The 10127-nt window shown below is 71.4% G+C and carries 9 protein-coding genes, 1 tRNA gene and 1 pseudogene; 6 read left to right on the forward strand and 5 right to left on the reverse strand.

Annotated elements, in window-relative coordinates; genetic code table 11:
- Positions 1-206: 206 nt before the first annotated feature.
- Entirely contained in the window at positions 207-3905 is a 3699-nt protein-coding gene (locus tag WYM_RS07955) for an AAA family ATPase (protein ID WP_192813729.1), read from the forward strand.
- Positions 3892-4092 carry a hypothetical protein gene (locus WYM_RS07960; protein ID WP_019180302.1) on the forward strand — a complete coding sequence of 67 codons (201 nt, stop codon included), beginning with the start codon at positions 3892-3894 and terminating at the stop codon, positions 4090-4092. The genes WYM_RS07955 and WYM_RS07960 overlap by 14 nt, the downstream gene beginning before the upstream one ends.
- Positions 4093-4147: 55 nt before the next feature.
- On the opposite strand, the gene mscL is transcribed toward WYM_RS07960, so the two are convergent.
- The 3 genes from mscL to WYM_RS07975 are packed head-to-tail and all read right to left on the reverse strand — an operon-like array spanning position 4148 to position 5525.
- Positions 4148-4585: a large conductance mechanosensitive channel protein MscL gene (gene mscL, locus WYM_RS07965; RefSeq protein ID WP_019180303.1), complete on the reverse strand. Its 438-nt coding sequence runs from the start codon at positions 4583-4585 to the stop codon at positions 4148-4150.
- 34 nt (positions 4586-4619) lie between these two features.
- Positions 4620-4910 (reverse strand): FmdB family zinc ribbon protein, encoded by a 291-nt coding sequence (locus WYM_RS07970; protein ID WP_019180304.1) that lies wholly within the window; start codon positions 4908-4910, stop codon positions 4620-4622.
- A gap of 18 nt (positions 4911-4928) precedes the next feature.
- Complete coding sequence (locus tag WYM_RS07975; protein ID WP_019180305.1) at positions 4929-5525, reverse strand: 5-formyltetrahydrofolate cyclo-ligase; 597 nt, start codon at positions 5523-5525, stop codon at positions 4929-4931.
- 78 nt (positions 5526-5603) lie between these two features.
- Between WYM_RS07975 and galU the strand changes: the two genes are divergently transcribed.
- The 3 genes from galU to WYM_RS07990 all read left to right on the forward strand — a co-directional run bounded on the left by galU (position 5604) and on the right by WYM_RS07990 (position 8270).
- Entirely contained in the window at positions 5604-6491 is an 888-nt protein-coding gene (gene galU, locus WYM_RS07980) for a UTP--glucose-1-phosphate uridylyltransferase GalU (protein WP_019180306.1), read from the forward strand.
- A 23-nt stretch (positions 6492-6514) separates the two neighbouring features.
- Positions 6515-7144 carry a GNAT family N-acetyltransferase gene (locus WYM_RS07985; RefSeq protein ID WP_019180307.1) on the forward strand — a complete coding sequence of 210 codons (630 nt, stop codon included), beginning with the start codon at positions 6515-6517 and terminating at the stop codon, positions 7142-7144.
- Between the two features lie 148 nt (positions 7145-7292).
- Entirely contained in the window at positions 7293-8270 is a 978-nt protein-coding gene (locus tag WYM_RS07990; protein WP_019180308.1) for a hypothetical protein, read from the forward strand.
- Positions 8271-8437: 167 nt separating this feature from the next.
- Here WYM_RS07990 and WYM_RS07995 read toward each other — a convergent pair whose 3' ends face one another.
- Positions 8438-9643: an amidohydrolase family protein gene (locus tag WYM_RS07995; RefSeq protein ID WP_019180309.1), complete on the reverse strand. Its 1206-nt coding sequence runs from the start codon at positions 9641-9643 to the stop codon at positions 8438-8440.
- 88 nt (positions 9644-9731) lie between these two features.
- Between WYM_RS07995 and WYM_RS08000 the strand changes: the two genes are divergently transcribed.
- Positions 9732-9807: transfer RNA gene (locus WYM_RS08000), tRNA-Ala, on the forward strand.
- A gap of 148 nt (positions 9808-9955) precedes the next feature.
- On the opposite strand, the pseudogene WYM_RS21935 reads toward WYM_RS08000, so the two are convergent.
- Positions 9956-10127, reverse strand: a pseudogene (locus WYM_RS21935) (glutamate-1-semialdehyde 2,1-aminomutase); the annotation flags it as partial.

The following is a 10127-nucleotide window of genomic DNA, read 5'->3' on the forward strand; positions in this document are numbered from 1 at the left end:
GTCCCGGTGGCGCCGCCGAGCAACGGGGGAAAGGCTGCCCGCGAGCCGGCCTGGGGAGGAGCCGGTGTGACCCGCCCCGCCAATACCGCGAAACTCAGTCCCATTGCAAGTGCCCCGCGCGTCGCGCGCTTAGGGTGGCTCGTGTGTGGCGAGGAGAAGGCAGCGCCGTGGTCGGCGCAGAGGGCGCCGTGCCCGGGTACGACGTGATGCCCGGCGACCTCGGGCTCGCCGAGCCGGACGTCACGGTGGTCCACATCGCCGAGCCGGAGCGCGACAGGCTGCGCCTGCAAGCGGCGGCCCTCGGCGGCCGCTCGACGCTGCTGCACTTCTCCGATGCCGACGACGCCGCCATCGAGATCACCAAGGCGCACCCCGGCAGCCTGCCGCAGTTCATCACCGGCCGCTCGACGCTGCTGTCCAACCTGTTCCGCGACGAGGTGGCCCTGCGCAACGCGCGGCTGGCCGCCGAGCGCATCACCGCGAAGAACCTCGAGCTGCGCACGACGCGCGGGCTGGACTCGGTCCGCCTCGCGGTCGGACTCGCCCAGTGGCGTATCGGCGGACTCGCGTGCACGGCGCCGGTGCTGCTGCGCCCCCTGGCCATCCGTCGTCATCACGGCGACTTCGAGCTGAAGCTCCACGGCACGTTCTCGGTGAACCCCGAGCTCGTACGGGCCATGCGCACGCACTTCGGCATCTCGATCGACGCGGGCGGACTGTCGGCACTCGCGTACGACGCCGGCGTCTTCAAGCCGCAGCCGGTCATCGACCACCTGCGCGCGCTGACCTCGTCGATCGAGTCGTACGCGGTCAAGCCGCGCCTGCTGGTCTCGAGCTTCGCCGACGCGGGCACGCCGATGGCGGCCGACGCGGCCGATCTCGACCACCCCGTGCTGAATGCACTGGCCGGTCATCCCGCCGATCGCGAAGCGCTGACGCTCCGCCGCGACACCCCGCCGCTGACGAACCCCGACGAGCGCCCGCCTGCGGCCGACATGCTGCTGCTCGACGCCGACTCCGAGCAGGAGCGTGTTCTCGCGCGCATCGCCGCGGGTCAGTCGCTCGTCGTCCACACGCTCCCCGGCACCGGCGGGACGCAGACCGTCATCAACGCCGTGGGCGCCCTCGTGCAGGACGGCAAGCGCGTCCTCGTCGTCAGCGCGCGCCGGTCCACCCTCGACGGCGTGCGCCACCGCCTCGCCGGTGTCGGCCTGCCCGGCCTCGCCGTCTCGCCCGACCGCCTGCAGCGCGACCTCATCCGCGCCATCGGTCGCAACGAGAAGGCGCAGCCGCCCAAGGTCTCCGACATCGACGACGCGCTCGTGCGGCTGCGCGGCGTGCTGCGCGACTACCGCTCGGCCGTGACCCTCCGCCACCCCGCCCTCGGCGTGTCGGTGCTCGAGATCCTCCGCGCTCTCGCGAGTCTCGCCGAGCAGACGGACCCGCCGCAGACCGCCGCGCGCTTCGACGCCCGGGCGCTGGAGCAGCTGGCGACGACGCGGAAGGATGCCGCGGCCAAGCTCTCGTCGGCGGCCCGGCTCGGCGAGTTCAAGTTCGGGCCCGATGACTCGCCCTGGTACGGGGTCAGTTTCGCCACCGTCGAAGAGGCGCGCGGAGCCCACGCGCTGGCCGGAAAGCTGCATCGCAGCGATGTGCCGACGCTGCTAGAGCGCGGGTACGAGCTGATCGCGCAGACCCGCATGCGCCCGTTCCAGACGATCACCGAGCTGGGCACGTACCTGCGGCTGCTGCAGGGCATCCGCGATTCGCTGGACCGCTTCAGCCTCACCGTCTTCGAGCGGCCGCTGGCCGAGCTCATCCTCGCCCACGGCCCGCGCCGCGACTCGCCGAACATGACGAGCGCCAACCGCCGTCGGCTGCGCCGCCTCTCACGGGAGTACGTGCGCCCCGGTGTGCACGTCCCCGACATGTACGAGGCATTGCTGCGCATCCAGCAGCAGCGCACCGAGTGGCAGCGCTATGTCGACGCCGGCGTGACCCCGGAGCTTCCGCTCGGCCTCGGCGATGTGCAGGTCGCGTGGCAGCGCGTCGACGCCGAGCTGTCAGAGCTCGACGCCGTCCTGGGCCGGACGGCCCCCGACCGGCTCGCGACGATGCCGGTGAAGCAGCTCGTCCGGACGCTCGCGGGCCTCGCCGCCGACTCCGACGTCTTCGACAACCTCAAGGAGCGCGCGACCCTGCGCAGCGAGCTCGCCGCGCTCGGCCTCGAGCCGCTCCTCATCGAGCTGTCGGTGCGCCACGTGCCCGAAGACCGGGTGGCCGCCGAGCTCGAGTACGCCTGGTGGCAGTCCGCCCTCGAACTGCTGCTGCGCACCGACCGCGCCGTCCTCGGTGCGAACACCGCCGTGGTCGACCGCCTCGAGCGCGACTTCCGGCTCGTCGACGAAGCCCATGCCGCGGCATCCGGCCCCCTCTTGGCCTCGCAGCTGGCGACCCAGTGGCGCATCGGCATCGTCGACCACGCCGACGAGGCCGACGCGCTGAAGCGGGCGCTCAAGAACGGCGCCATCACGCCCTCGCAGCTGGCCTTCGTCGCCCCGCGGCTGTCGCGCACGCTCGCTCCGGTGTGGCTCGCGTCGCCGTACGAGGTGCCGCGGATCCCCGCGTCGATCGGCTTCGACGTCGTGGTGGTGGCGGATGCCGGGGCCCTGTGCCTCGCGGAGGCGACACCCGCCCTGCGCCGCGGCACCCAGATCGTGGCCTTCGGCGACCCGGTGACCCAGAAGCCGACGCCCTTCCGCGTCGCGGCGAGCTACTCGAGCGGGCCGGGTGCCGCATCGGGCGCGCCGGCAGAGATCGAGGAGGACGACCCCGACGTTCCGTTCGATTCGACGAGCGTCTTCGAGCGCCTGGCCGAGCTGCTTCCGGTAGAGACGCTCACGCGCAGCTACCGCGCGGGCGGCGAGGACCTCGCGGAACTCGTCAACGACGCGTTCTACGGCGGCGAACTGGTGTCGCTGCCCTGGGCGGGGTCGTACCTGGGTCGCGGCAGCCTCGCCGTGGACTACGTCGAGGGCGGGCACGGTACGCCCGACCCGATCACCGGCGCCGTCGAGAGCCCCGACGCCGAGGTCGCGCGTGTCGTGACGCTCGTGCTCGAGCACGCCGTCAACCGGGGAAGCGAATCGCTCATGGTCGTCACGGCCAGCACGCGGCACGCCGAGCGCATCCGCGCCGCGGTCGAGGCGGCGTTCTCGGGCCGGGCCGACGTGGCGGACTTCGTCTCGCGCGACACCGCCGAGCCGTTCGCGGTGCTCACCCTCGAAGAGTCGGTCGCCGAGAGCCGCGACCGCGTGATCTTCTCGCTCGGCTTCGGTCTCACCAAGCACGGCCGCGTGCTCAGCGACTTCGGCGACCTGTCGACGCCGGACGGCGAGCGACTGCTCACCGTCGGCATGACCCGCGCGCGCCGCTCCATGGTGATCGTCTCGTCGATCCGCCCGTCGTCGTTCGACGACGGTCGCCTCGAGCATGGCGCCGCGACCCTCATGTCGATCCTCGGCGGCATCGCCGCGCGTGCCCGCGAGGCGCGGCTGGAGGACCTCGCCGATCCGCTCACCCTCGCCCTCGCGCGCGAGCTGCGCAACGCCGGACTGTCGGTCGACGTGCACTATCGCGGTCTGCTGCCGCTCGTGGCGCAGTACGGCGGCAAGGCCGTCGTCGTCGAGAGCGACCCCGAGACCATCGGCGAGTCGCTGCGCGAGTCGCTGCGGCTGCGCCCGCAAATTCTGCGTCGACTCGGCTGGCACTACGTGCGCGTGCACTCGTTCGACCTGTACCGCGACCCCGCCGACGTGGCACGGCGCATCGCCGCGATGCTCGGCGTGCCGCCCGACGCGCCGCGCGTGGAGAGCGAGACCCAGCCCATCGATGTCGTCGACTGATCGTCAGCGCATCGAACGGGTCCCCGGCTCGCGGCGGGCGAAGCTCACGCCTGCGCCCGGCACGACGTCGGAGCCGACCCCGGCCGATGAGACCGCGGATGCCGCGTCCACCGAGGACGCGGCATCCGGAACGACATCAGGGCCGAACGACGATCGCCTGAAGCGCGACGTCCCGCCCCACTACTGACGCGAGGCGCTTCGTCGTCTCGGCGTGGCCCTGCGTCCTGGCGAGGAGCGCTCGCTCAGCGACCGGTAGCGGGCGCGTCAGATTTCGTCGACTGCTTGTCGAGAAGGTCGCGGATCTGCACCAGGAGCTCCTGCTCGGTCGGGAGCTTCGGCTCCACGTCGGCGGGAGTGATGCCGGCCTTGGCGGCGGCGCGCTCCTTGAGGCGGTTCATCGGGTAGACGAACACGAAGTACACGACGACCGCGACGGCGAGGAAAGCGATGACCGCATTGATCAGGTCGCCGATCGGAAACGTCACCGGACCCCAGAGCCCGTTCACCTCGACGCCGATCTGGCCGTTCGCGTCGGGCTTCCAGAAAAGCGCGATGAGGGGATTGATGATGCTCGACACGATCGCGTTGACGACGGCGGTGAACGCGGCGCCGATGACGACCGCGACGGCCAGGTCGATGACGTTCCCTCGGAGGATGAACTCCTTGAAGCCCTTGATCACGTGATGTGCCCCTCAGTTGCCCGGCGAGCGCCGGTCACGAACCCGACGGTGCGGGCGAGGCCTTCGTAGCCTCGGTCTTCGATGATGCCGAAGTCGTGGCAGAGCCGCTACCCGCGGCATCCGACCCGCTCGAGGAATCCTTGGCGCCGGCGCGCGAATCCGTGCGGTAGAAGCCCGAGCCGTTGAAGGTGACGCCGATCGAGCCGTACTCCTTGCGCAGCGCGCCGCCGCACTCGGGGCACTCGGTCAGGGCGGGGTCGGCGAATGACTGCACCGCGTCGAAGCGGTGGCCGCACTGCTTGCAGGCGTAGGCGTAGGTGGGCATGTCTCTCTCAGGCAGGTGTCAGCGCCGGGTGGGCGCGAGGGTGATGGTGCGCGTCGGGGTGACGATTCCCGTGACGGGCTGGTCGTGGATGTCGCTGGGAACCTCGTCGACGACTTCGGAGTCGAAAACGACCGCGTACACGGGAGGGCAGCGCTCCATCGATCCGAGGGTCTTGTCGTAGAAGCCGCGGCCCCAGCCCAGCCGCATGCCGTTGCCGTCGACCGCCGCGGCAGGGATCACCAGCAGATCGACGTCGTTGACGGCGATGGGGCCGAGAAGCTCGCCGACGGGTTCGGGAAGTCCGAACATGCCTTCGGCGATGTCGCCGTCGTCGGTCGCGACCGCCCAGTCGAGCAGCCCGTCGGTGCGCGTGACGGGCAGGAGCACACGGATGCCGCGGCTCACCGCCGCCGCGACGAAGGAACGGGTGCCCGGCTCGGTCGTCGTCGAGAGGAAGCAGGACATCGAGCGAACACGGTGATCCGCGACGAGACGGTCGAGCTGCTCGCGGATGCCGTCTTCGGCCGCCTCACGCGCCTGATCCGACAGCAGCTGGCGCCGCTCCCGCAGGTCTGCGCGCAGCGCCCTCTTGGCATCGGCGATCGCGTCGGACATGCCGTCGATTCTACGGGGCGCTTTCCGGGCGCCGGTCAGCGGGAAAAGAGGGGCACGCGCTCACCATAGAATCGGTCCATGCCCCACACCTCGATCAAGGCCGTCATCCCGGCCGCAGGCCTCGGCACCCGCTTCCTTCCGGCGACGAAGGCCATGCCCAAGGAAATGCTCCCCGTCGTCGACAAGCCGGCGATCCAGTACGTGGTGGAGGAGGCGGCCCAGGCGGGCATCGACGACATCCTCGTCATCATCGGACGCAACAAGAACGCCATCTCGAACCACTTCGACTCGGTTCCCGAGCTGGAGGAGAAGCTCAAGCACAAGGGCGACGACGATCGCCTGCGCCGCGTGGTCGCCTCGAGCGACCTCGCCGACATCCACTTCGTCCGCCAGGGCGAGCCCAAGGGACTCGGACACGCGGTGCTCCGCGCCCGCGCTCATGTCGGCGACGCCTCGTTCGCCGTGATGCTCGGCGATGACCTCATCGACGAGCGCGACGAACTGCTGACGACCATGATCGCCGAGCACGAGCGCACCGGCGCCGCCATCGTCGCCCTCATGGAGGTCGACCCCGCGCACATCCACATGTACGGCGTCGCGTCGGCCGAGCCGACCGACGACGACAGCGTGGTCAAGGTGACCGGCCTCGTCGAGAAGCCGAAGGCCGAGGAGGCGCCGTCGAACCTCGCGATCATCGGCCGCTACGTCCTCAGCCCGAACGTGTTCGACATCCTCGAGCGCACCGAACCGGGCAAGGGCGGCGAGATCCAGCTCACCGACGCCCTGCAGGAGCTCGCGGCCGACCCCGACGGTCCCGGCGTGTACGGAGTGGTGTTCCGTGGCCGTCGCTACGACACCGGCGATAGGGTGGACTACATCAAGGCCATCGTGCAGCTCGCGGTCGATCGCGATGATCTCGGCCCCGATCTGCGACCCTGGTTCAAGGAGTTCGCGGCGAATATCTGACGCCGCCCGTTCGAGGGGGTCACATGGATCTTTCGGCCCCTCGCAGGCATGGTCCGATCTCGATCCGGCTCGTGCGGGCACGCGATGCGCGCGTGCTGCAGAACGAGCTGCTGAGCAACCGCGACTGGCTGAGGCCGTGGGAGGCGACGAGCCCCGACGGGCCCGTGTCGTTCGACATGCGTGTCGGGGTGCGGCGACTGCTGCAGCAGTACCGCGACGGCGCCGGCATCCCTTTCGTCATGGAGCACGACGGCGACATCGCCGGGCAGCTGAACGTGTGGGGCATCGCGCGCGGCTCGCTCGCCTCGGCGACGATCGGCTACTGGGTGAGCCGCCGGTTCGCGGGCAAGGGCATCACGCCGACCGCTGTGGCCCTCGCGACCGACGTGTGCTTCTCGGAGCTCCGGCTGCACCGTATGGAGATCTGCATCCGGCCCGAGAACCGGGCGAGCCTTCGCGTCGTCGAGAAGCTCGGCTTCCGCTACGAGGGGCTGCGGCGCCGCTTCATCCACATCGACGGCGACTGGCGCGACCACTACGCCTTCGCGCTCGTGCGCGAGGACGTGCCCGAGGGCGTGCTGCAGCGCTGGGTCTCGGGCCAGGCGCCGCAGGATGCGGCGACGGTGCCCCCGTCCGACCGCCTGCACGCCTGAGCACGTCCTGGCCGTCTCCTTCCAGGCGTCCCCGGGGCGCCCGGGAGCGCGCCGGTTTCAGTGTGCTGACCTGGATTTCGGACGCTGAGCCTGTCGACACGCGAGCGGCTGCCGGGGCTGAGGCATCCGGTCGCATACCGTGGTGTGCATGGGTGGGCAGGTGCTGGGCGGCGGAGTGATCGTTCTCGTCGCCGCGCTCCTGTGGCTCGTCTACCTCCTTCCGTCGTGGCACAGCCGCCGTCAGTTCGATGCGGCCGAGCGCAACGCCGTGCGTCTGAACCAGGCGCTGCGGGTGCTCGCCGAGACCAGTGAGACCCCCGAAGAGGTGCGGCTCGAGCTCAACGCCCGCACCGCCGCCGCGCAGCAGCGTCTCGCGAAGCGGGCGCTCGCCGAGCGCGAGCAGGCCGCGCTCGAAGAAGCCAAGGTCGAAGTCGAGAGGGCTCGCGCCGACCGGGTGACCGCCGAGGCGCAAGCGCGCATCGACCTCGAGCGGGCGCGCGCCGAGCGTGCGGCCGCCGAAGCCGCCGCCCGTGCCGAACTCGCGGCCGCCCGTGCGCTGCCTGCAGCTCGTCAGGCGCGTGCCCGCCGTCGCCTGCGCCTCACCGCGACGATCGCCGCCCTCGCGGGTCTCGGCATCGCCGGCTGGGGCGCGTACCAGCTCGTCACCGTCGGTGTGCAGCTTCTGCTGTGGGTCGGCGTGGGTGTGGCCGCGGCATCCGTTCTCGTCCTTCACCGCATGTCGCGAGTGACCGCGCGCGCGAGCGTTCGTCTGACGGATGCCGCGCCCCGGCCCGCCGCGATCGTGCAGGACGTCGAGCTCGAGCGGGAGCCCCGCGTGTGGGCACCGCGCGACCTTCCCCGCCCGCTCACGGCGTCGGCCGGCTCGCAGGCGGCAGCAGTGCTCGATGCCGCCGCGGCTCGCGCCGCGCTGCGTCAGGCCGCGCTCGAAGAGGCGATGCGGGCACGCGCCGAGGCGCAGCGGCCGCCGTCGATCGACACCGTCCGTGCCACGCGCACGGCTCCCGCCGCGACCTCCACCGACTACACGGGCATGGGCTACGTCGATGACGCCGAGATCGAGGCGCACGTTCGCCAGCTCCTCGAGAGGCGCGCGTCGGGCCAGTAGCGCCATGCGTCTGGCTGAGCGGCCGCGCGCGGGATCGGAACAGCAGCCGGCGCGCCGGGCGGCGGCATCCGTTCGCGGCGTGTCGGTCGGGAACTCCGATCCTGCGTCCGCGCGGCGACCACTCGGGTCGGGAAGACACCGCCGGCGCCCGGATCAGGCGCAGGCCGTCAGCGCTGGTAGAGGATGCGCCCGCCTCCCACGGTGACCTCGCGCGGGGGAGTGCGCACGAGGGCGTCCATCGCGTTCTCGGCGTCGAGCAGCACGAGATCCGCGCGGTCGCCGGGCTGCAGGGCATGGCGACGGATGCCGGCGAACGACGCTCCGGCGGTGGTCGCGAGTTCGACGACCCGGCGCAGGTCCTCGTCGCGCACGATGCTGGAGGAGCGTGCGTACTGCCATGCGATTCCGAGCAGGTCGCCGGTGCCGTAGGGGCTCCACAGGTCGCGGATCCCGTCGGTGCCGAACCCGAAGCGCACGCCCGCAGCATCCATCTCGTGCAGCGGCAGCTGCGGCAGGCGCAGCGGTGCGACCGTCGTCATGGTGACGCCGAGCCCCGCCATGCGCTGCAGCAGATCGCGGCGGCGCACCGGGTCGACCTGGGCGATGGCGAACCCGTGCGCGATGTTCACCTTGCCCGTCAGTCCCAGCGACGCGGTGCGATCGAGGATGAGGTCGAGCTGGAAGGCGCCGAGCTCGGCAGGATCGTGCAGATGGATGTCGATGCCCGCTCCCGTGTCGGCGGCGATCGCGAAGAGCGCGTCCAACTGGCCGACCGGGTCGCGGTCGATGCTCGCGGGGTCCAGTCCGCCGACGTGCTCGACACCCGTCTCCGCCGCCGCGCGAAGCAGGTCGACGACGCCCGGACGGCGCAGCACGCCGTCCTGAGGGAACGCCACGATCTCGGCCGTCAGGGCGCCGTCGTACTCGGCGACCGCCTCGCGCACGATCTCGATGCCCCGCAGGCCCAGTCCGAGGTCGACGTCGACGTGCGTGCGGACGGCGGTGGTGCCGAAGCGCACGAATTCGGCGAGCACGCGCCGGGTGATGTCGAGACCCGGGATGCCGAGCTCGTCGCGTCGCGCGCGCTCGTGGCGGATGCGGCCGTCGGTTCCGCCCTCGCCGCCATAGGACTGCCACGGATGGCCGATCCACGACTTGTCGACGTGGGCGTGCGTGTTCACGAGCCCGGGGAGGGCGAGAAGGCCTCGGCCGTCGAGCTCACCGGCTCCCGGAGCGACGCTGACTGCGGCGTCGACGGACGTGATCACGCCGTCCTCGTCGACGAGGACGTCGCGGGCGAGAAGCTCTCCGGCACCGGTGTCGAAACGGACGTTGCGAACGGCGGTGACGCGCGGAAAGCCGGTGTGGAGCATGCCTCCATCCTCTCGCGGGGCGGGCTCCCGAGGCATCGGCTCGATTCGGGGGCGGCGGTTCACCCGTGATAATGTTGCTGAGGTTCACGGGCCTGTGGCGCAGTTGGTAGCGCGCCTCGTTCGCATCGAGGAGGTCAGGGGTTCAAATCCCCTCAGGTCCACCAGATTCCGGCTCCCGCTTCAGCGGGAGCCGTTCTCGTTCCCGGGGACGTGTCTGCGACCGCCGCCGCCAGGTGCTGCACTGCGAGGCGCTGGAAGCGGGGTCGAGGTCGGAGTGCTGCGCGATCGCCCAGGCGCTATCGCCGGAAGCTCCTAGCCGGGGGTCGCCTCGGCGGCGGCGCGGGCGGCGACAGGCAGGGCCTCGAGGATCCTGCCGACGGCGGCGTCGTCGTGTGCGGCCGACACGAACCACGCCTCGAAGACCGACGGCGGCAGCGAGACGCCCTGGGCGAGCATCGCGCGGAAGAACGGCGGGTAGCGGAAC

Origin of the sequence: Microbacterium yannicii PS01 (assembly GCF_000304335.1) — a bacterium.
Classification (GTDB): domain Bacteria; phylum Actinomycetota; class Actinomycetes; order Actinomycetales; family Microbacteriaceae; genus Microbacterium; species Microbacterium yannicii_A.

What these genes read in the sequence shown, in the direction of transcription:
- WYM_RS07990 (WP_019180308.1), top strand. Translation starts at nt 7,293, where the DNA reads ATGGGTGGGCAGGTGCTGGGCGGCGGAGTGATCGTTCTCGTCGCCGCG.
- WYM_RS07995 (WP_019180309.1), bottom strand. Translation starts at nt 9,643, where the DNA reads ATGCTCCACACCGGCTTTCCGCGCGTCACCGCCGTTCGCAACGTCCGT.
- WYM_RS07975 (WP_019180305.1), bottom strand. Translation starts at nt 5,525, where the DNA reads ATGTCCGACGCGATCGCCGATGCCAAGAGGGCGCTGCGCGCAGACCTG.
- WYM_RS07985 (WP_019180307.1), top strand. Translation starts at nt 6,515, where the DNA reads ATGGATCTTTCGGCCCCTCGCAGGCATGGTCCGATCTCGATCCGGCTC.
- WYM_RS07955 (WP_192813729.1), top strand. Translation starts at nt 207, where the DNA reads ATGCCCGGCGACCTCGGGCTCGCCGAGCCGGACGTCACGGTGGTCCAC.
- WYM_RS07970 (WP_019180304.1), bottom strand. Translation starts at nt 4,910, where the DNA reads ATGCCCACCTACGCCTACGCCTGCAAGCAGTGCGGCCACCGCTTCGAC.
- galU (WP_019180306.1), top strand. Translation starts at nt 5,604, where the DNA reads ATGCCCCACACCTCGATCAAGGCCGTCATCCCGGCCGCAGGCCTCGGC.
- WYM_RS07960 (WP_019180302.1), top strand. Translation starts at nt 3,892, where the DNA reads ATGTCGTCGACTGATCGTCAGCGCATCGAACGGGTCCCCGGCTCGCGG.